This is a genomic window from Paenibacillus sp. FSL H3-0457 (assembly GCF_037981725.1).
GTDB classification, from domain to species: domain Bacteria; phylum Bacillota; class Bacilli; order Paenibacillales; family Paenibacillaceae; genus Paenibacillus; species Paenibacillus amylolyticus.
The window spans coordinates 5,554,938-5,577,500 of sequence record NZ_CP150283.1; the positions used below are offsets into that span (position 1 = coordinate 5,554,938).

General features: G+C 48.0%; 20 protein-coding genes. All 20 read right to left on the reverse strand.

Going from position 1 to position 22,563, the window contains the following annotated elements; all coding sequences use genetic code 11:
* Nucleotides 1-43: 43 nt before the first annotated feature.
* A complete protein-coding gene (locus MHH25_RS24715; RefSeq protein WP_340018424.1) occupies nt 44-1,240 on the reverse strand; it encodes a GTP-binding protein in 1,197 nt (398 codons plus the stop codon).
* 234 nt (nt 1,241-1,474) lie between these two features.
* Entirely contained in the window at nt 1,475-2,740 is a 1,266-nt protein-coding gene (locus MHH25_RS24720) for an MFS transporter (RefSeq protein ID WP_340018425.1), read from the reverse strand.
* Complete coding sequence (locus tag MHH25_RS24725) at nt 2,737-3,930, reverse strand: MFS transporter (RefSeq protein WP_340018426.1); 1,194 nt, start codon at nt 3,928-3,930, stop codon at nt 2,737-2,739. The genes MHH25_RS24720 and MHH25_RS24725 overlap by 4 nt, the downstream gene beginning before the upstream one ends.
* 14 nt (nt 3,931-3,944) lie before the next feature.
* Nucleotides 3,945-4,697 (reverse strand): ABC transporter ATP-binding protein, encoded by a 753-nt coding sequence (locus MHH25_RS24730; RefSeq protein WP_340018427.1) that lies wholly within the window; start codon nt 4,695-4,697, stop codon nt 3,945-3,947.
* On the reverse strand, nt 4,698-5,507 hold the full coding sequence (locus tag MHH25_RS24735) for an ABC transporter ATP-binding protein (protein WP_340018428.1): 810 nt from the start codon (nt 5,505-5,507) through the stop codon (nt 4,698-4,700). It abuts the gene before it with no gap.
* The gene (opp1C, locus tag MHH25_RS24740; protein ID WP_340018429.1) at nt 5,488-6,384 is read right to left on the reverse strand and encodes a nickel/cobalt ABC transporter permease; all 897 of its coding nucleotides are present in this window, start codon (nt 6,382-6,384) and stop codon (nt 5,488-5,490) included. Before opp1C ends, MHH25_RS24735 begins: the two co-directional genes overlap by 20 nt.
* On the reverse strand, nt 6,384-7,316 hold the full coding sequence (gene opp1B, locus MHH25_RS24745) for a nickel/cobalt ABC transporter permease (RefSeq protein WP_036605824.1): 933 nt from the start codon (nt 7,314-7,316) through the stop codon (nt 6,384-6,386). Before opp1B ends, opp1C begins: the two co-directional genes overlap by 1 nt.
* 13 nt (nt 7,317-7,329) lie before the next feature.
* Complete coding sequence (gene nikA, locus MHH25_RS24750; RefSeq protein ID WP_340018430.1) at nt 7,330-8,958, reverse strand: nickel ABC transporter substrate-binding protein; 1,629 nt, start codon at nt 8,956-8,958, stop codon at nt 7,330-7,332.
* Between the two features lie 217 nt (nt 8,959-9,175).
* Nucleotides 9,176-10,471, reverse strand: coding sequence for an opine metallophore biosynthesis dehydrogenase (locus tag MHH25_RS24755; RefSeq protein ID WP_340018431.1), 1,296 nt, complete (start codon nt 10,469-10,471; stop codon nt 9,176-9,178).
* A gap of 66 nt (nt 10,472-10,537) precedes the next feature.
* On the reverse strand, nt 10,538-11,332 hold the full coding sequence (locus MHH25_RS24760; protein ID WP_340018432.1) for an SAM-dependent methyltransferase: 795 nt from the start codon (nt 11,330-11,332) through the stop codon (nt 10,538-10,540).
* 43 nt (nt 11,333-11,375) lie between these two features.
* Complete coding sequence (locus tag MHH25_RS24765; RefSeq protein WP_076319774.1) at nt 11,376-12,236, reverse strand: diaminopimelate epimerase; 861 nt, start codon at nt 12,234-12,236, stop codon at nt 11,376-11,378.
* A gap of 334 nt (nt 12,237-12,570) precedes the next feature.
* Nucleotides 12,571-13,797: an amidohydrolase gene (locus tag MHH25_RS24770; RefSeq protein ID WP_340018433.1), complete on the reverse strand. Its 1,227-nt coding sequence runs from the start codon at nt 13,795-13,797 to the stop codon at nt 12,571-12,573.
* Between the two features lie 50 nt (nt 13,798-13,847).
* On the reverse strand, nt 13,848-14,906 hold the full coding sequence (locus MHH25_RS24775; RefSeq protein WP_340018434.1) for an LLM class flavin-dependent oxidoreductase: 1,059 nt from the start codon (nt 14,904-14,906) through the stop codon (nt 13,848-13,850).
* A 240-nt stretch (nt 14,907-15,146) separates the two neighbouring features.
* Complete coding sequence (locus tag MHH25_RS24780; protein ID WP_340018435.1) at nt 15,147-16,019, reverse strand: LysR family transcriptional regulator; 873 nt, start codon at nt 16,017-16,019, stop codon at nt 15,147-15,149.
* A gap of 69 nt (nt 16,020-16,088) precedes the next feature.
* Nucleotides 16,089-16,637 carry an NADPH-dependent FMN reductase gene (gene ssuE, locus MHH25_RS24785; protein ID WP_036605818.1) on the reverse strand — a complete coding sequence of 183 codons (549 nt, stop codon included), beginning with the start codon at nt 16,635-16,637 and terminating at the stop codon, nt 16,089-16,091.
* Between the two features lie 123 nt (nt 16,638-16,760).
* A complete protein-coding gene (locus tag MHH25_RS24790; RefSeq protein ID WP_340018436.1) occupies nt 16,761-17,678 on the reverse strand; it encodes an ABC transporter permease in 918 nt (305 codons plus the stop codon).
* A 60-nt stretch (nt 17,679-17,738) separates the two neighbouring features.
* Nucleotides 17,739-18,671, reverse strand: a complete 933-nt coding sequence (locus MHH25_RS24795) for an ABC transporter permease (RefSeq protein WP_036605816.1) — start codon at nt 18,669-18,671, stop codon at nt 17,739-17,741.
* 41 nt (nt 18,672-18,712) lie between these two features.
* Nucleotides 18,713-20,356: an ABC transporter substrate-binding protein gene (locus MHH25_RS24800; protein ID WP_340018437.1), complete on the reverse strand. Its 1,644-nt coding sequence runs from the start codon at nt 20,354-20,356 to the stop codon at nt 18,713-18,715.
* A 172-nt stretch (nt 20,357-20,528) separates the two neighbouring features.
* Nucleotides 20,529-21,872 (reverse strand): LLM class flavin-dependent oxidoreductase, encoded by a 1,344-nt coding sequence (locus tag MHH25_RS24805; RefSeq protein ID WP_340018438.1) that lies wholly within the window; start codon nt 21,870-21,872, stop codon nt 20,529-20,531.
* A gap of 323 nt (nt 21,873-22,195) precedes the next feature.
* Nucleotides 22,196-22,474: a glutaredoxin family protein gene (locus MHH25_RS24810; RefSeq protein WP_036605813.1), complete on the reverse strand. Its 279-nt coding sequence runs from the start codon at nt 22,472-22,474 to the stop codon at nt 22,196-22,198.
* Nucleotides 22,475-22,563: the final 89 nt, after the last annotated feature.

Here is a 22,563-nt window from a genome sequence, read left to right on the forward strand (position 1 = left end):
TCCTTTATCCATTAAATTTATGTTTAGAACATCAACTTCCGAGTTATACGGCTTCCACAGGCCATGGCAGTGGATTGTCAAAATGACCCCAGTCGCCTAGCATTTCTTCATCACTGAGCAGGCACTGGTCCAGCTCGTCTTCAATGCTGGCACGTTCCATTTCGATCCCAATCATGACAAGCTCCGTCTGACGATCTCCCCACTGGGCATCCCATTTCTCCAGAACATCCGGCTCGTTACGTAAAATCTCTTCTTTGTCCGCTTCCGGCAACGCCGCGACCCAATGTCCCGCAGGACCGAACTGAATGGATGGTCCTGCCTGACTGAGACTTGCCGCAACATCCCCTTCAGCCGCGAGCCATACCAAACCTTTGGCACGTACCACTTCTTCCGGCCAGTAACTCATGAATTCAGCCAGACGGGAAGGATGGAATGGCTTTCTACGGCGATAGACAAAGGAACCAATACCATATTCCTCGGTTTCCGGTGTATGCGACTCCTTCTCCAGCTCCTGAATCCATCCAGCGGACATGCTCACCTTCTCAAAATCAAAGCGCCCTGTATTCAGAATATCGGACGGATTCACCTGTCCATTCTCGGTACGAATAATCTTGGCGTTAGGCTGTAACTTGCGGATGATACCTTCGAGCTTGTTCAGCTCGGTGTCATCGACCAGATCACATTTGTTCAGCAGCAGCACATCACAGGTTTCGATCTGATCAATCAACAAGTCTACGACGTCACGGGTGTCCTCATCTCCGGTCGCCTGATTACGATCCAGAAGACTCTGTCCTGATCCAAAATCATGCCAGAATCGATTGGCATCTACTACCGTTACCAAACAATCCAATCGGGCCAGACTAGTCAGGTCAATACCCGACTCTTCATCGGCATATGTAAAGGTCTGTGCAACTGGAACAGGTTCACTGATTCCGGTGGATTCGATCAAAATATAATCATACTTGCCTTCGTTCACCAGCTTCTCAATCTCCTGCATCAGATCATCCCGCAAGGTGCAGCAGATACAGCCGTTCGACAACTCCACCAGCTTCTCTTCGGTTCGAGACAAGGTTGCCTCCCCCTTAACCAGCGCTGCATCAATATTGACCTCACTCATGTCGTTAACGATTACGGCAACCTTAAGCCCTTGTCTGTTGTTCAACACGTGATTCAAAACCGTCGTTTTCCCTGAACCGAGGTAACCACTTAGTACGGTTACCGGAACTTGCTTTTGTGTCATAGAAATCTACTCCTTATATGTGCAGTCTGTGTAATCCAGACTTTAATAGTAATTATTACGATTAACAACAATGACTATAATCCTGTTAGACGGTCGTTGTCAAACTATTTTTGATTTCAACCTGCAAAAAACAAAAAAAGGCTGATGGCCGACCCTTGCACTTTCGCATCCTGAGGATACGTTTTGGCAAGAAGTGAGTCATAAACCTCCTCTGTAAATGTTCTTTAGTTCAATTTATATAGCCACCCCAGATTTGGCCTTATTGCCCGCTTCCATCCGTTGCCTGAACACCAACACCAGTACCATCGCTGCAACAGAGAGCAACGTGCAGATCATAAACATGGTCGAATACGAACTCGCTTGCACAATAAGCCCCATCGCCAATCCGCCCATAGAGAATCCAAGGTCATACGAGGACATGAAAATCCCCATGAGTACATATCTGGAATCCGCAGGCAGCACAAAGGACAGATATGTGGTTAATGTCGGGTACAACAGTGCCAGGGCAAAACCGCTAAACACCGCGGATAAATACACTAGCGGCCCGATGGTCTCCATTAGACTGAGCAACTGGGTTCCCAGTGCAGCACATAGCATTAACCCTGCCATCAGCCAGGTATTCCAGCTACCATCGGACGGAATTTTTTTACGCAAAATAAACCTGCACAGGATTACAACTAATCCCTGAATCGTCAGAAATACGCCTGCACTCGCCATTCCGGTGGATACCATATACAGGGGAAGAAAGGTCGCTGTTGCCCCAAAGACGCAGGACGCAAACAACATCACCACACTGCTAATCAGCAGTGGCGTACTGCGCCAGATGCCACCGAATGAACGAAACATGTCACCCAAGGTGTACGATTTGTTCTGTACGGTACTCCGCGGCAGATCCACATTATATCCAAGCAGAAGTGGCAGCGCCGCCAGTCCGATCATCAGTAGCGTAAACGCCAGATCACTGGCATTTTCCCAGATTTGTATAGCAAGGATCGGTATGACCAGAGAAGGAACCATCGTAAACAGGGTGTACATGGACAGCCCTTGTGCCCGGTCTTTGTCCTCCAATTTTTCCACAATACCCGCCTGCATCGTCATGGAGAAAAAGGCCGTAGCCACCCCTTGCAGGGCTCGCAACCATAGATACGTCTCCACACCAAAAACAACAAACAGCAGCAACGTCCCGGCGTGTAGAAGCAATAACCATTGCATCACACGAAGTGGCCCATACTTACCCAGCAGCTGTGCTGCAAAAGGTCTCAAGAGCATACAGGTGAACATATATGCCCCCATCATCAGACCAATCTCAGCCTGATTTAATCCCGCAGCCTCACTTCTCAGGGGCAGAATAATCGTCAAAGCTGAATTTGCCGCAAAAAATAAAAAGGCCAGCATATAAAACCGGATAAACGAAAAGGATACCGGATTTAATTTTCCATTGGATGTTGCCGTCATTGAAGCCTTCAAACGTTCGTCACCACTTTCTCTTCTGGCAGTCAACTCACAGATGTACCTGTCACGGGTCTCCGCCGTTCATAGGCAAAAATGATCATTACCGCTCCTAGGATAGCACAGATCATGTACATAAATGAATAGGAAGAGAAGTCAGCAACGGGTCCCATAATCACACCACCCAGAGAAATCCCCAGATCCGCCATCGCGATAAATAACCCGATCAGGACGTTTCGATTCAGCTTAGGCAAGACAAAAGATAAATAGGTCGTGAGTGTCGGATACAGGATCGCCTGACCGATTCCCATGAATACAGCGCCCACATAGAAAAAGACTACCCCACCTGTCACGGCAAAACTGACACATTGCGCAGCTACGGCGAGCAGACACATCGTACCCATGATGAAAGGAGAATGCCAACTGCCATCGGACGGAATCCTTTTTCGAAGCATAATTCGAGCCAACACCACTGTTCCTGCCTGAAGCATCAGATATACACCCGCATTCCCGTCTGGTACTTGACTCGCATACAGCGGAATAAAGGTGGTAATCGCGCCAAATACAACCGAAGCGGCGAGCATTAACACACTGCAACGAAATAAATGTGGATTCTTCACCAACTGACCAAAGGATTCCCACATGCTCACGTTCTGCTCCGAAAGATTCTCAGCAGGTTGCTCCTTGTTTGGTTCCATTTTGGCGGTATATCCGAAGACGCCCGTACAGACGGCAATGCCGATCAGAACCACTGTAAAATAATCCATACCACCCGTCTGCCAGATTCCTAACGCGATAACAGGCCCCACGATCCCCGGTATATAACTGAATAGCGAATAATACGAAATCCCCTGTGACCGATCTTTCTCCGGAAGTGCATCAATAATGCCAATCTGCAAGGCCATGGAGAAAAACGCTGTCGATACACCTTGTAAAATACGAGCAACCAAATAACCTCCGAGTCCCGTAAAGGTATATAAAATCAGCGCAAATCCATTGATAATCAGAATAAGACGTAATATTTTGATCGGACCGTGCTTTTGAATAATCCGACCTGCCCAGGGTCTGAAAAACATCGTTGTGAACATATAAGCGCCCATGATCAGTCCAATCGTTGTACCGCTCGCGCCCAAAGACTCTCCTTGCAATGGGATGATCACGTTAAGAATGGCATTGGCACTGAAATATAGAAGAACCAGTATGTACAAGCGCAGAAAAGGCCAAGACATCGCTCCACTCACAATGGATGCTCCCCCTAAAATGGTATTAAATGCTTCAATAATCGCTTCGCATAGTCTGACTGTACGTCCTTAAGTTGCTTGGTCGGAACGATCTCTACAACCTGTCCCTCTCTGAAAATGATCACCCTGTCACAGATATAAGCTGCCGCCTGTATATCATGTGTGATAAAGACATAGCTCAGCTTGTAGATTTCCTTAAGCTCTTTCAACAATTGCAGTACCTGAATCTGAACAGACACGTCCAGTGAACTGATCGCTTCATCGAACACAATAAGTTTTGGGGCTGTCGAGATGGCCCTGGCAATGCACACTCTCTGAGCCTCCCCGCCGGATAGTTCATGCGGATATTTGGATCTATAGGAAGGGTCCAGTCCAACTTGGTTCAGCAACAGATCTACCTTCTCAGAGTTGCCCTGATACTTTCGAAGCTTTTGCTGTGCTTGCATCGGTTCCTTAATGGCAGCTTCAACCGTAAGAAACGGATTGATGGAGGACGTATAATTTTGAAAAACAGCGCTGAGATTGCCCATTCGTACACGCCGATCCTGTACGTTTTTACCATGCAGCGAGATCGTTCCACGATCCGGGCGTTCAATGCCCAGAATCAGACGGCCCAACGTAGATTTACCGCTTCCGCTTTCACCGATGATACCGAGACACTCGCCCTGCTGGCATTCAAAGGTAACCTGTTTCAAAACTTGTTGTTTGTGCTTGGAGAACAGTCCGCCTTGGTTATATGATTTTTCGATACCTTCCACCTTTAGCATCTATGAGTCCCCCTGCATCAACGCCTTAAAATGATTGCTTAGCTCCAGTCGGGTAGAGACCAGATACTGCGTGTAGGCATGCTTCGGCTCTGTCAAAACAGAATGCATACTGCCATGCTCTACGATCTTGCCGTCTTTCATGACCATCACGTCATCTGCAATCTTCTGAACGACGCCGAGGTCATGGGAGATGAACATCATGGAACAACCCATGCGTTCGCGTAATTGAATCAATTGCTCCACCACTTCATATTGAGAGATCGTATCCAGCGCCGTTGTTGGCTCATCCGCAATAATCAGATCAGGCTCAAGCACCAATGCCAGAGCAATCATGATTCGTTGCAGCATCCCACCGGACAGCTGATGTGGATATTGATTCAGAATCTCGCGCGGATGTCTGAGCATGACGCTTTCCATGGCATTGATGATTTTCCGTTCACTCTCGCGGGTATTCCAGCCAAAATGCTGCTGAAGCGTCTCCCGAATATGAACACCAATGACACAGGAAGGATCAAATGCACTCATGCCATTTTGCAAAATCATACATAGATGCTTGCCCCGCTTACGCCGCATCTCCGGTTCCGAAAGCTGGTTCAGGTCTTCGCCCTGAAATAACAGCCTGCCTGATTGACGAATCCATGGCTTGTTCAGTCGCATGATGGCTCTGCACGTGACGGACTTGCCGCTACCGCTTTCCCCCACAATGGCCATACAGCTTCCCTTTTTGACTTCAAATGAACTGTCATGAATGATCACTTTGCCTGTATTGGTGTCCCAGACTTTCAAATGTTCAACCTCGACTATATTCATAAGCCGTCTTTCTCACCTCACTTTCGTAAGACTTGTCAGACTTACCTTGAGAGGTCATCAATTTGGGGTCCAGAGCCACTTGAAGCGCATCCGATAAAAAATTAAAAGCAGACACCACCACCACAATGGCCAGGCCCGGTGCCAACATCAATTCAGGTCTGGAGAACATGACTTCCCTCGCCTCATTGAGCATCATGCCCCACTCCGCATGCGGAGCCTGAATACCAAGCCCCAGAAAGGAAAGGCCGGAGATCTGTAACATCATTGAACACATGGAACCACTCGCAATGACGGCAATATCGGCAAAGGTAACCGGAACAATATGTTTGGTTATAATTCTCAGATTGGGTGTGCCGGAGGCTTTGGCGAATTTTACATAATCCATATCGGAGAACTGCATCACAGATGTGCGAATAACGCGGGCAAACCAGGCCCATTTCATCCACACAAAGGCAATCAAAATATTCTCCAGTCCTGCACCCAAAATGCCAACCACCGCCAGTGTCATCACGTATCCGGGAAAAGACAGCATGATATCACAGACTCTCATGATCCATGCATCCACTTTCCCCTTTAAGTAACCTGCGATGAATCCAACAATGGCCCCGATCAGAACAGATAGACTGAGCGCAACCAGAACCCATAACACACTTGGACGGATGCCATAGATAAGCCGGGATAATACACATCTGCCCAGATGATCATTGCCTAATAGATACTCCCAGGATGAGGAGGCATAACGAAGCTTCATGTTCACTTGTCCAGGATCATGCGGCGCAATAAGCGGAGCCAATATGCCCGCCGTAAGCGTGACGATAATCACCACCAAAGAGGTAATAGCAAGCTTGTCTTTGCTCAAATTTTTCAGTATACGCATCAGAATTCCTTTCTCAAACGTGGATTCATCGCCGCATTAATGATGTCGGATAACGTGTTAAACAACACAAAGGTGACAGCCAACATCAGAACATACGCCTGAATAATCGGAAAATCCCTGCTTAAAATGGATTTCACGCTGAGCCTACCGAGCCCCGGCCAGGCAAATACATTTTCAATGACTACCGTACTGCCCAACACGATCGGGATCGCCATACAAAAGATGGACACGGCCACCTGTAATGAATTTCTTAGAATATGCAGGGTGACTTTCTTCTCGCTCAGGCCACTTGCCCGTGCATATAACACATAGTCCTCATTCATATTGCTCAGCATGGAACTTCGAACCGTTCGGAAGTAAATGCCCGTATAACTCACCGTGATTACAATCACCGGTAGAATGTAGCTTCGATACGAGTCCATGCCGCTGGTAGGTAACAGGTCCAGCTTGACGGAAAAATACCAGATCATCATGGCTGCAAGCCAGTAGGATGGCATGGCGGTAAGGAAAAATGATACGCCTCTGACCGATCGATCCAGTAGCTTGCCTTCTCTCATGGCACAGATCACACCCAGTAGGATGGACAGCGCAATAATGAATACCGATGAGACAAGTGTTAACTTCAATGTGTTCATAAAAGCCGGCCCCATCAAAGACCACACGGGTTCACCCGATACATAAGAGTTGCCGAAATCCAACTGCACAACAGCCATGATCCAGTTCGCATACTGGATCATGAACGGCTGATCGAATCCCAATGCCTTGTTGGTCTGGGCAATTAATTCCTCTGTGATCTGTGGAACTTCCTGTGCCTGTAACACAACAACCGCCGGGTCCAAGGGAGATAGATTAATCAGGACAAACGTTATAAATGAAATGATAATCAGTAAAGGGATCGCTAACATAATCCTTTTGAAGATATAACTTCCCATATCCATCTCCGCTCTATTTAAAATTCATTTTTTCAAAAGGTAGTTCATATTGGGTCTGCTTGAATGAGATTCCATTAAGATTCTCGGGAGCGACTACGGTAACACGTCCGTTGGTAATCGGGATGAAGACTGCTTCATCATGGACAATCTTCATAATGTCGGCATATAGGGATTGGCGTGAAGCCTCATCCGTGGAGACCATGACCGCATCAATTTTTTTGTACAATTCATCTGCTTGGGCAATTCCGCTTGTTGTATGCTTGTATGCCGAATCTGATGTAAATGCAGCAATGGTACTCTGTGGATCATAAGCCAGTCCCCAGGTTTGATTAAAGAGCAGATCATATTCCCCGGTGGCTCTCCGATTCGCAATAGAAGTGGATTCTTCGCCCACGATTTCAAGCTGAACACCCAGTTCTTTCATCGAATACTGGATCAATTCAGCCTGTATTTTCTGTGAAGACGAGTTGCTGTCATAGTATAGTTTCATGGCCAAAGGCTGACCGTTCTTCGTTCTCACCACTTTACCATCTGCCAATGTCCAGCCAGCTTGCTCCAGAAGATTTTTAGCCATTTCCGGATCATACTCCCGTTTCTTAAGATCCACCTTGGCGTAATTGACATTGGCTGAAAATAGCGTGTCCGCTACAGTCTGCGTTCCGTTGAAAATATCTTTACTGATCGTTTCCCGATCAATGCCCACCCATAGCGCTTCCCGCACTGCCGTTTCCTGAACCGGACTATTCTCGCGACTGCTATTGGCTACGATCATATTGGTGTTCATCGCTTCACTTCGAACCACTTGATAATCACCAGATTCAGCTAATTGGTCCATGGCCTCGACATCGATACTATCTGCTCCCCGGTCATCGGTGAACACAAAGTTGATCTCTCCTTTTTGCAATGCCAGGAATGTCGTTTCACCTGCGGGAAGAACCTTGGATGTGATTTTCTTGATTGCAGGTGCACCACCCCAATAGTCTTCATTGGCTTCAAACGTGGCATTCTCTTCGACTTTATGAGCAGTAAGCTTGTAAGGTCCTGTACCGTGGAAACCACTTACTCCGTCTTTGGTTCCGCCATCCTTAAAATCCTTGGGTGATATGAAGACGTAAGGTCTTGTCATGGACAATTCCACCAGTGCCGGATAATAGGCTTCCGACAGCGTCAGCTCCACCGTATGCTCATCTATAACTTTTACACTTGTGATTTTGGTAGACAGCTTGATCCAGGCATGTTTTTCGGCATTCGCCTGTACTGCATCGATATTTTGTTTAACCGCCTCTGCGTTGAATGGCTCTCCATCATGGAATTTCACATCTTGTCGCAGATGAAAAGTATAGGTCTTGCCATCCTCGGAAATATCCCATGATTCAGCCAGCAATGGCTTGATTCCGTCAGGCGTGTTTTCCACCAGAGACTCATATACCATCCCTTGTGCTGGCATGGAGCCTGTGTACAGATGAGGGTTCATATCATTAATATCTTTGGCAGAAGCATAGATAAGTTCTGTTTGTACTTGGCTATTGGCAGGCTCCGTTTGGGCGCTCTCTGTCTCTTTTGGGCTCTGTCCGCATCCGGCGAGCAGCGCAATGGCAGACACCAGCAATAGTATGGATGTAAAAGTAAGACCCTTTTTCACAACATTTCCTCCTGATGAGCAAATTAAAATTCAAACGTTACACAAGACCACTACGTGGTCAGAACAACCTTCCGATCGCTGTTATCCCCAGATTTTTTTGATCTCTTTTCCAAAGAGAAAATCCGGTGATAAAGGCGAACGCTTCGCTTCTTCAGGTTCTTTCTGCCCCCTCCGTTACTGTGTAAAACAAAATTTGATTTGCATTATTTAAATGTAATTAGACCCTTGAAAGTCCGGTGCAGATCATGCGGATATCCTCGTCAAAGGATTGGATCACAAAGGCATCGGACAAGGGTTGATCCGAATGTGCGTCAGCCACTTCCTGAAGCTTCGCTTCAAATCTGGCGATAAATTGATCAATCGTTGGACAGCTCACATCGAGATGTCTGGCTATGCCCTGAATGATTTTGATGCGGTAGTAATCTTCCTTGGGCATACGGGGGATGTCCAGTTCTCCTTCGCGGTTCATGAACGTTTGACGGAATGGGACTGCTGAAAAGTCGAAATATTTCCCTTCCGAATCGGGTTCCGAGAATGGATCAATCAATAATGAGGTGTACCGTATGTATAATAAATACTCTTGATGAATGACCTGCAGCTGATTAAAATCCTCGATATCCTGGCGTGATATACTCTCTAATCGAACCGGATAGTTGTCATCCGTCATGAATTGAAGCAGGTTAACTCCCTGGATATGGAGTCGGTCCGTAATATTCATAATCTCCTGCCACTGTGCCCGCATTTCCCGTATTAAAACTTGTGTAATCGGACCCTCAGGATACATCTTGTATATGTATTTCTGAATATTCGATGCTCCAAAGATGGCTTCTAATGAGAAGTCGTTCATGAACAAAGGTGGATGCACGTACAACGAAATATTTCTCGTTTCCGCCTCCAGTGGGGATCGCATCACTTCCAGCGCAACACCCAAACGCTCATAACCTTGGCGTAGCTTACTCACCTGTTCAGACGGGTAAAGAGTGGAACCGATATAAACCTTTTTCTTAACCCCTGTAGTAATCACATGATTCGAGGGATGTTCGTGCATCCAACGAGTATCTCCGAGGTAGGTAGAGAAACTGATCACTTCCGGCGCTGCATTCCGCTCTCTCATATAATGGGTTACCAGTCGATTGGACCCAAACGTTGGAGAAATCAAAATTATACATTTCAGTTGTTTGATGAATTCATCATTCATTTGTTCCAATACATCGATATAAGCATCGGTCGTAACCGCCAAAATGAGTGTGTCCCATTCCCCCTCAATGGTGTCATATCCCTTGAACACATGATCAACGAAACACTCACCTGCGAGCGATTGATGTTTCTCATTTTGAATGCTGACCTGAATACGCCCATTGCTCTGTTCGAGGGCTGAGAATACGGACGCTGAACGAACCGATTGTCTCCCCGTAATGCCTATACAGCAGTTGAGATGATCTTTGAGCGTTACCGCAAGCTGAATGGATGCAGGTCCGGTTCCGAGTATCAGAATTCGCTGAATATTGCTCATATAAGCCTCCTTAATTCAATGTTCCATCTGTAATCCATTTGGACACACTTGGATGCACTTGCATACCTATGCTTTTTGATACAACGCAATATCAAACACATCATCCGGGCGCAGGATCTGGTCCACCAGCTTCCACTTGCTGCTATCCGTCGCTCTCATCGGATAATTGAACAAGGACTTCAACTGGTCACCGTATCTCATAGCTACAACCACCTGCGCATTCGTCAGGGCATGCAGTTGATCGAGCAGATCATATTTAGGGGCCACCGTAGAGCTGAAAATGATATGGGTTGCTTCCCTGGTATAATCCAGATCCTCAAGCAATGTTGACTCCAAACGAATCTTCAAGTCCGTTCCCAGTGTCTCCACTACTTTTCGCCCGAGTGTAATGGACTCTTCGTCAATATCGATCCCGACAACCTGTGCACCTGTTCGCTTGGCGATGAGTAATGGTGTCATGGGGAAGGAACCGGAGCCTACCAACAATACGTTGGAATCGGAGGTGACATGGAAGCTGCCGAATTCTTTATCGATACACTCTTCTATATTTTTGAAATAATCGGCAATCTGAACATCCCCGTTTTCTAACTTTAATGCACGATATTTCTCCATGATCGCCACACACTGGGCGGATTTATTTCTTAACTGCCATACAAGCGAATCCAGTTCTTCCAGCTCCGAATGCTCCAACTGTTCCCAGGCTGCCTTATTGTCCTGATCAGTCACAAAGCGGGAATAGTCATTGATCACAGCCTCCAGCTCTGCACTATGCTGAATCGTATGATCATACTTGCTCGCGAGCTTATCGAATTTCTCTGCAAATTCACTCAAACATGTCTGAAAATGGACCAATGTGATCATTTCTTTTCCCCCTATACGTTGTCTCGATCATGTATCATGTACCTCATGCGTTTACAACGCTCCATTCTGCTGGAGCATCTATGAAGGCTTTGCCCTGAGCCACGATGCCAACAGATCCCTCAATCGTAATACTCCCAAGTTCTGCGCCATTCCACTGGGCTACCACTTTGATCGCACCACCAGGCTGCTTGATGTACTGCGTAATCTGCCTCTGCTGGCTCCATGCGAGATACGCTCCGACGGAGGCCGTACCCGAACCACACCCTCTCTCCCAGATCAGACTATCCAGCTCCGGAACATAGATGAGTGGGGCCATTTCTTCCAAGTGTGATTGATATAACAAGATACCGATCAGCTTATCTCCCAGGGTTAATCCCAGTAATCTTGCAAGGGTCTGTGCCCTCTTCTTCATCGTATCGTCAAAGTCATCAACTTCGATCACGATATGGATGAACTCAGCGTACCGGATGATCACCATATCGAGCTCGATGCCTTCGTATCGGATTGTTCGTTGTTCGATCTGCTTTGGTATCGGCATGGTTACCTGACAGTCATATTCGTTCTGCTGCTTCTTCACATGGCACATGATCAATTGATCGGTTCCGGAAACCTCCAGCATGATGTCCATAGACTCCTGATGTGCCAGTCCTGCTTCAGATGCGTGGTGTGCTGCAAGTGCCATACAGGCATTGCCACAGAACTCTCCTCCGGCCATTTCCAGACGGGCAGCAGCTTCCGGTCTCCTCGTTGGTTCAATGAATCCCACTTGTTCAGCGTAAACGTTATCATACGACATTAGACGAGTTGCAATATGATTGTATTTCTCGGCTGCATGATCCGTTTTAACCAGAATCGTCATGTTTTGGGTGGGACTGAACTTGATAAAATCGATCTCCTGTTTCATCGCAGCGACTACTCCTGTTCTTCTTTTTATCTAATAGTAATTATTACGATTAAAAGGTCGAGAAAAATATAGCACATCTTTTTGGGGAGCGTCAACAAATATTTCCATTTAAAAAAAATAAAATTTCATAAAATCTTTAGCTTCCCTTCCTGTAAGAAAACGCAAACAGAGCTGACGCTTCTGCGCCAGCCCTAGCCATACCTACACCATCTGATAAGATTCAACGACTCGTCGTTCCTACCCCGTTCTCACTTAAAAAAGGGAATACGAAAAACGGTTGCCGTCGAACGGAACCGTTTCGATCTGGATATGATCCAGTGATTCACTGTACTCATCACTCTTGATGTGCTTGCACATTGTGCAGTGCTCTCTCAGCCAGTGCAGCCAGAAGATGTGCTCCCAGCGACAGAGCCCGTTCATCCACATCAAAGCCAGGGTGATGCCACTCATGCGGGCCAGAGGTGCCCAGGAAGAGGAACAGGCCGGGAACTTCTTTTTGATAAAAAGAGAAGTCCTCTCCTGCCGGAGAAGGCAGCGGTCTGATGCTATTCAGCCCAATCTGACTTGCAACTTGCTCCGCCGCAGATGCCAGAGCTTCATCGTTGACCACGGCAGGTGGTCCCTGAATCCAACGGACCGTAGCCCGTGTGCCATAGGCTGCCGCCACACCGGCGACTACCTGATTGAAACGTTCGCGAATCCGTGCACGCACTTTCTCATCAAAGGTACGCACTGTGCCATCAAGGATCGCTTCATCCGGAATAACGTTCCAGGCTGTGCCGCTGTGGAGCTTGGTGACACTGATTACAGCACTCTCCTGTGCCCCCACATTACGGCTCACAATGGCCTGTAATGCCGTAACAATATGTGCAGCAACCACGATTGGATCAATGCCTGCTTCCGGCACGGCTGCATGGGTGCCTACACCTTCCACTTTGACAACAAAACCGTCTGCTGCTGCCATCAATGCGCCTTCCCGAATGCCCACCGTACCTACCTGGAGATCAGGCTTGTTATGCAAACCAAATACGGCCCGAACATCGGATAATGCGCCGCTCTGGATCACTTGCCGAGCACCCGTTGCTTTTTCCTCCGATGGCTGGAATATCAATCGTACTTTACCCGGTAGAATGGACTGGCGCTGTTTCAGTAATCGTGCAGCACCGATCAGAATTGCCGTGTGTGCGTCATGTCCGCATGCGTGCATCTTTCCATCTACCTGGGAGGCAAATTCCAGCTTTGTCTCTTCCTGAATGGGCAGCGCATCAATATCTGCTCTTAGGGCGACAACAGGACCGTCCCCTTGACCCACTTCAGCGACAAGCCCTGTCCGTAGCGCATATTCGTCTGCAATATGGACGCCTTCCTCTTCCAGCCAACTGCGAATGGCTGCCGTCGTCTCCTTTTCCTCGCCGGACAATTCCGGGTTACGATGCAGATGTCGCCGAATGGTGATTAATCTTTCCACGAATTCTTCCGCCCGTTCACCGTGAAGTTCATGCTCGGGGCCCTGTACTTGTTGGTCAGAATGCTGCTTGGGCTGTTCCAGATCACTTTTCATCACATGGCCTCCCATTCGTATATATTCACTGTTATATTAACTGCCTACTTCTATCCGATTGCTGCTTCTTCCTTGGATTCCAGTGCAAATTCACTGAGTCCCTGCTCTGCCAGAATCTCACGCAACAATTCGAATGAACGAATTCGCTTGGTAAAGTCCCGTGTAGCTGTAGTCACAATGAACTCTTCCACAGCAAATTCCTGCTGGAACTTCAGCAACGCCTGACCTACGCTTTCCTTCGTACCCCGGGTCACACTTGGCTCCAAAATCTCGATCCGATAGGTTTCGTTTGATTGACGGCCGAATTCTTCCGCCTGTTCCACAGAACCGACAGTGAGTACTTTCCCACTCTCCAGATGGATCTTCACCAGCATATGCTCGCTCGCAAGTCCTTCCGCTTCCTCCTCACTCTCGGCCACAATTAACGATATGGCTAGTGCAGCGTAGGGCTCTCGTCCCTGGGAACGATCAAATTGTTCACGATATACACGGATCGCTTGAAGCGCTACCTCTATATTACTGTTAATGAACAGTGAAAAGACATATGGGAGTCCCAGTTCCGCAGCCATGCCCGCACTATCGACACTTGCTCCAAGTACGTACAGCTCCGCTGGAATGTCCGACACTGGCGAAGCGCTGAGACCTGCAAGTGGATGCGACTGATCTTCAAGCGGCTCATTGTGGATGTATCGTTTCACCTGAACAATTTTCTCCTTCAGAGATGAGGCTTCCTGAATACCTTCCTGCAACGCCTGTGTCGAACGTGGTAACCCGCCTGGTGCACGACCGATTCCCAGGTCAACTCTTCCTGGTCCGAGCGCGGCGAGGATATTGAAATTCTCGGCGACTTTGTATGGACTATAATGCTGGAGCATTACTCCGCCAGACCCCAGCCGAATCCGCTTTGTATGCGCAAGCAAGTGGGAGATGAGTACTTCCGGGGAGGAACCTGCAACATGCCCTGAATCATGGTGCTCCGACACCCAGAACCGATGGAATCCAAGCTGCTCTGCCCGCTGTGCCAGCTCAATCGTATGCCGAAAAGCATCCACCGCCGTTTCCCCTTCATAGATGGGAGTCTGATCCAAAATGCCAACACGAATACTCATATCCTTCTCCTCCTTGATTGTGCTGAACCGCTGTTCTTGAATCACTATTAAGTTGAGCTGGAGATGTTACACTTTATCACTCCGATTGCAGTACCATCTTCCGATCACTCTTATCCCCAGATTTTCTTTACTCCCTTGGTTCAAGGGAAAAATCTGTTGATAAATGCGCACGCTTCGCTTCTTCAGATTGGTTCTGCACTCTCCGTTTTGGTGTAAAAGTCAGATTCAACGTTAGACGCTTTATAGTTGCCGCAGCAGTTCCCCGAAGGGCTCTGCCAATGGCGAATATTCTTCTTTTAAAGTAACGACGCTGATCTGCAACGATACACCTGCTACCTCATGTACCTGAATGGGGAACAGCTCCTGATTCTGCACTTCCTTCTTCACCGTAAGTCCCGGGAGAAAGGCAATGCCTGCCCCTTGCATAACCAGTTTCTTCGCCGTCTCCGAATTATCGACATGGTATGTAATATTCGGCGGATGTTCCAGCGAGTCGAAAGCCCGGTGAATGCGAAGCCAGTCCAGTGAACCACATTCAAAAAAGACCAGTTGCTCATTCCGGATAGCTTCCATGCTGACATGCCCGCTCTCAATGAATGGATGCCCTTTGTACACATAGAGCTGAATCGGATCTTCATAAAAAGCAACCGTACGGATCGCAGGATGCATGACCTTGCGCACAAAAGCAAGATCGATCTCCTGAACAAGCAGTTTGGCAATCAGCTGATCCGTCGTTGCGGTCGTCAATTTGATATTAATTTCGGGGTAAGCTTCCTTGATCTTGGGTAAAAAATCGGGAATGACATAGTTGGATACCGATACTGTACTACCAAGTCGAAGAGCATCCGGTGTTGATCGCCGTTGCTGAATCTTCTGCTTGCCCTTCTGAATCACTTGCAGTACTTGCTGCGCATATGGCAGGAATTTCCGACCTTCATCTGTCAGCACAATTTGTTTGCCAAGCCGATCAAACAACTTGCAGCCCAGCTCCCTTTCCATTGACTGAATGCGAGCTGTGACCGAAGGTTGGGACAAGAAGAGTACTTCGGCAGCCTTATTGAAGCTTCCATAATGATTGATATATACAAATGCTTCAATATTCTCGATATTCATGAGCGCCTCCGTATCCACGTCCGCAGACGTTTGATCTTATATTGATTTATCCAATACACTTACTTGGTTTTATGATATCGTAATCCCATCCTTTTCCAGTGTCAATATCAATTCATCCAGCGAGCGATCTAAACGTGTAGTCACATCTGCCGAGAGTACAAATTTTCCATCATCCAATCGTTCAATTCCCTGATCCACAGCATACACGCCACCCAAGATATGTCTTCCACCAAGGGCTGCCAGAACAGGCTTCAATGCATAATCAATCGCGAGTAGATGAGCTATAGAGCCACCGATAACGAGCGGAAGTGTCAACTTGCCCCGCAACCCTTCTTGCGGAATCAGATCCAGGAACAGCTTGAGCACTCCCGAGTACGATGCCTTGTATACCGGTGTTGCCACAATAACTGCATCCGCCGCTTCCACGACAGCAAGTGCATCACGAATGAATGAGCTGTCAAACCGGGCTTGCACCAGATCCTCAGCGGGCAGATCCACAACGTGAATGACTTCAACGGTGATGCCTGCCTCCGTTAATTTTTGGCTGCTGTAATCCGTCAGACCTGTCAATCGCGAACGTTTGGAAGGTGATCCGGCAATAATGACAACATGTGACATGAATTTCTCCTCCTCAAGCGTAAACGGCTGTCGCCGTCCTCTGGTGGCACAGCTACCGTTTCGCAGTGAAATATAAAAATGGATAGGGTGAAACTTATAAATTCTTATATTTTGGAATAGCGGTCAAGCCGCTCCTTTTACTTTGGGGTCCAGCCGATCGCGAATATCGTCTCCAATCAGATTAACCGCCAGTACAAACAACGTGATCGCCAGACCCGGGAACGTACAGATCCACCAGGCAACCGTCAGATAACCTCTACCTTGTGAGAGCAATGCGCCCCAATCCGGAATTTCCTTCAACACCCCAAGTCCCAGAAAACTGAGTCCGGAGCCCGTAAGGATCGATGTCCCTACGCCCAGCGTAGCCATGACCAGCAGGGGTGACAACGAATGTGGCAGTACATGTTTCCAGAAAATACGTGTATTGGAACCGCCCAGTGAACGTGTCGCTGTAATGAAAGGCAGACCTTTAACTGATATGACCTGCCCACGCATCACCCGTGCGTAGCCCGGAATGGAGGAAACCGCAACAGCCAGTGCAATGTTCATCAGTCCTGGCCCGAGAGCAGCTGCAACAGACAATGCAAGGAGTACGCCGGGTACAGCCATCAGAATATCGACTGCCCGCATCGTGATGGTATCAACAATTCCTCCGGCATAACCCGAGATAATACCAAGAGCACTACCGACAACACCGCCCACAAGAACGGAAGCAAAACCAATGAGCAGCGAATCCCTGCTTCCATGCACAACTACACTGAAGATATCCCTGCCAAAATAGTCCGTCCCGAACAGATGCGCAGCAGAAGGAGCCTGCAGAATGGCATCCGTCATCATCTGAGTTGGATCATAGGGCGCAATCCAGCCCGGTACAATCGCACATGCCACGGTAAACACCACCACCAGCAATGCTGCATAAAAGAATAATCGGGATACCGCGAATGAGACGCGATAACGCCAAGGGCGGCGATTCCACAGATGGATACGTCCTACACTGCCGGCCCATGCTTTTTTGTCACCAGCCAAATGTTTCATGCTCATGAGCAACAACTCCTCCTTTCATACTCCGCGTCAGGACACTTCTGACTGTTCTATCCAATATTATGTTCGGACTGCACGCCGAACCCGGGGATCGATGTACGAATACGAGATGTCCACCAGCAAATTCAAGACCACATAGATAATGGATGTAAAGAAAACAACCCCTTGCACCACTGGCAGATCCTTGGCCATTAGCGCATCCGCAATAATTCGGCCGATCCCCTGTCTGGAGAAGACGGTCTCCACCACAACGGTTCCCGCAAGCAGATCACCGATCAGCATGCCGATTACCGTTACTGCAGGAATAAGCGCATTACGCAGTGCATGACCATACATGATGGCACGTTCCGAAAGTCCTTTGGCCCGTAACGCTACGATAAACGGTTCATTGATCACTTCCAGCATGCTGTTACGCACCATCCGTACGATAAACCCTGCACCCACAAGACCCAGCGTGGCTGCCGGAAGAACCAGTGAGCTGAACCCGTCGGACCCCATCGCCGGGAACCAGCCAAGCTGTACCGAGAATAACAGGATGAGCAGAATCCCCGTCCAGAAGGTTGGCATGGAAATGCCAAACAGTCCAACGAGCCGGGCAACGAAATCAATCACACCATTGCGATGAATCGCAGACAATACACCAAGTGTAATTCCAATCGTGATGGCAATGATTGAGCTGAGTGCGGTCAAAGCCAGTGTGGCTGGGAAATGTTCCAATATTTTTGGCAAAACCGGATCTGAATTGATCATTGATTTACCGAAATCCCCACGCAGCATATCACCGAAATAGTTCGCAAACTGGATGTAAAACGGCTGATCCAGTCCAAGCTGAACCCGCAGATTCTCGATCATCTCCGGGGTAGCCGAGGACGGGTCCAGCATGAGCAAAACCGGATCACCCGGCAGAAGATACATGATGCAGTACACCAGCACCGAAGCTCCGAAAATAACCAGAAGCGATGTTGCGAGTCGTGACAGTATCGTTTGAACCATACCGGGATATCTCCTTCCTCAATCTGGATTGGCCGTTCATGTTAGGGCTGAATGCGGACGTCGTTAAAGAGTGGATACCCCAGTGAATCAAACTTGATGCCTTCGACCTTTTTGGATGCTGCGACGGTATACGGGAATACATAGATCGGCAGAATTACCGCTTGCTCAATCAGGTATTGTTGGATCTGATTGTAGATCTCCACACGTTTATCAGGATCCGTCTCGACCGCTCCCTGCTCTAACAGTTCATCGATCTTTGGATCAGACAAACCGGACAATGTCGGGCGCTCGCCCTCTGCACTCGTATGATAGAAAGCGTACAAGGCATTAGGATCAGAATTGACCTGACTGTTGCCATAGAGATCATAATCCCAGTTCTGATAGATGACTGTTGCGATATCTTTTGTAATCTCGACTTCAACAGCAATGCCAACCTGTTTCAACTGTTGTTGGATAATGGCGGCAATGTCATTGCGTTTCTCCCGATTGGGCGAACCATCGACATAACGCAGGGTCAGTTTCTGGCCGTCTTTGGCACGAATTCCGTCAGCGCCTTTCACCCAGCCTTGTTCATCGAGCAGCTGATTGGCTTTGTTGATGTCCGGGTTGATGCTTCCTTCCAGCGATGCATCATAACCCAGGATTCCAGGAGACAGTGCGGACCACGCTCGTTCGTAGTTGCCCAGATACAATGTTTTGACAATCGATTCTACATCTACGGCGGATTGTACCGCCTGCCTTACTTTCACATCATCCCAAGGCGCTTTGCGCAGATTGAAAAAGAGTGTGTATGGCAGTCCAACCGTGTTGGCCTGTAACAATTGCTGGTTCGGATCGTTTTTTAATGCAGCGATATTTTGCGGTGGAACCGTCTCGGCAGCGAGTACCTGACTACTCTGTACACTTCCGATACGCGTTGCTTCTTCCGGTACAATTTTGAATGTGATCGTATCCACATGTGGTGCAGCTTTATTTTCAACCGTCTCAGGTCCCCAGTTGTAATCCTTGTTTTTGGCAACGACGATATCCGCATTTTCATCCCATTTCACAAAGGTATACGGACCTGTGCCCACCGGATTTTTACCTAGCTGGTCACCATATTTTTGAGCAGCTGTAGGGGATACGATCCCCAGAAGTGCCTGGCTCAAGTTGCCAAGAAAGGCTTGCGATGGTGATTCCAGATTTACCTTGATGGTATATTCATCAATGACTTCGGAGGAGCTATAGGGTCTAATCAGGGCCAGAGAATTGGCAGCTTTGGTGGCCGGATCAATCACCCGGTCCAGATTGTATTTCACGGCTTCCGCATTAAACGGTGTACCATCATGGAACTTCACGCCTTCACGCAGCTTGAACGTATAACTTTTGCCGTCTTTGGATACGCTCCATTCCGTGGCAAGCCAAGGTTTGATGGAACCATCAGGTAGCTGCACGACCAGATTGTCGTAGATCGTCCGGATGGCACGCACCGTTACGGCAAGCCCACTACGATGAGGGTCAAGCGTATCCGGTGAAGTGGCGAGTGCAAAAGTCAGGTTGCCTCCTTCAGCTTGCCCGGCCTGCCCCCCGCCTGATGCCTGTGCCGTACTGTTCGTGCTGCCTCCCGCCGCTCCGCAACCGGATAATACCATCACCAATACTGCTGCCAATGCCATATATTTCATCCATGAGATAGACCTGTTCATATCGCTTCCCCCTCTGTGTATACAGGTGTCATTAAATTAATGTTTATACCAATACTCTATATACCCTATGAGTTAAGTCGGTTTTAAAGCAGTACGAAACGTAGTAATTGATTTTATTACCGGTTGGAGAAAACAGCCAGACAAAATCAGATGCTCGTTCGCTCCCTATCCGTTATGCCAAATCAGATACAACTTGCTCCTTCGCAGCCGTATAACGGTTAACCGGAATTTGCACGCCAAGGTTACCTCGCAATGTATCGTGTTCATATTCCGTACGATACAAACCGCGTTCTTGCAGAATCGGAACAACCAGTTCCACAAAATCAGACAATCCACTTGGCAGCTCCGAAGCAATAATGAAACCATCCGCCGCTTCCGTCTCGAACCATTCCTGAATCTTGTCAGCAACCTGCTCCGGTGTGCCCAGGAATTTGCTACGCGGTGTTGCTGCCCGCAGAGCCACTTCACGCAACGTCAATCCTTGCTCTTTGGCATCCTTCTTGATCTTGTCGGTTCCACTGCGGAAGCTGTTGCTTCCAATGCCATTCAGCTCCGGGAACGGTTCATCCAGCGGATATTGGGAGAAATCATGGTGTTCGAAGAAACGTCCCAGGTAATCCAGCGCTTTATCAATGGTAACCAGACTTGCGATCTCCTGATATTTCTGTTCAGCTTCCTCTTCCGTCCGTCCAACAATAGGATTGATGCCTGGCAGAATAACAATATCCTGTGCAGAACGTCCATAGGAAGCCGCTCGTGTTTTCACATCCTTATAAAATGCCTGTGCATCTTCAATCGTATCGTGTCCAGTAAAGACAGCATCCGCTTCTTGCGCCGCCAGCGTTTTGCCATCTTCCGATGAACCTGCCTGGAAAATCACCGGCTGTCCTTGCCGTGAACGGGCAATATTGAGCGGACCTTGTACGGAGAAAAACTCTCCTTCATGATTAAGCGTGTGCAGCTTGGATGGATCGAAGAATACACCGCTCTCTTTGTCTCTCACAAAGGCATCATCTTCCCAAGAGTCCCACAACCCTTTGGTTACCTGTAAATATTCCGCGGCAATGCGATAACGTTCCGGATGCGAAGGGTGACTGCTCTTACTATAGTTCTTCGCTGTACCTTCCAGCGGAGAAGTCACGACGTTCCAGCCTGCACGGCCATCACTGATCTGATCGAGGGAACCGAACTGTCTGGCTACGGTGAACGGATCACTATAGGATGTCGAGAGGGTGCCTACCAGTCCAATATGTGAAGTAACGGCAGCCAAAGCGGAGAGAATACTGATTGGTTCGAAGCGATTGAGGAAATGCGGAATGGATTTCTCGGTAATATACAGACCGTCTGCGATAAAGACCAGATCGAACTTGCCTTCCTCCGCTTTCAGTGCCTGACGTTTGTAGAATCCAAAGTTAACGCTGGCATCCGACAGAACCTCCGGGTGTCTCCATGTGGTGTTGCTTCCTCCAACCCCATGAATAATGGCTCCAAATTTCAAACTGCGTTTCGCTGTCATATGCACTCCGCCTTCCTTGGATTAGAATCTTCAAAAGAATGATCAAGGGCCAACTGAACTGATTACGTATGCGAAATAACTTAAAAGTTAACTATTCCTATGAGTTTGGTTTGTTTTAATTTCACAAATCTTATCACTGCCCCGTAAAAGGGTCAACAGCGTGACTAATAGATTTTTTCTATATGAACATTGAAGATGTAAATAAGACCATTTACATCCCAAGAGAGCTATAACTTATTGAACGTTCCGGCTGCTGTACAAATGCGATCTTGCATCATGCAGCAACCGGAACGGCTTGCTCCAAAGGTATATATCAACTCCCGTTAGACTGCTGCCGCTTCGTCCGCTCGTGCCAGAAGTTCAGCCAGCTTCTCCAGATCAGGTTCCAGCAAGGCTTCAAACTTGCCGTCCCCTCCCACTTCAATGACAGGTACATGCCGAATGCCATATTTTGCTTCAAGCACATCACGCAGCACGTCATTGCCCTGCACTTCAATGTTCTCAAAAGGCTGGTTTCGCTCTGTCAGAAATGCTTTCACTTCCCCGCAGAAATGACAGCCTGTTTTGCTCCACAGCACGACTTTTTTGGTTGATGATGACATCGACATACCTCCTGATTAGTTTTAAGATCAAGATCTGTGCGATTGAATATGAACGCCCTAGACCTTTAATTCCCATCTGTTAAATAAGA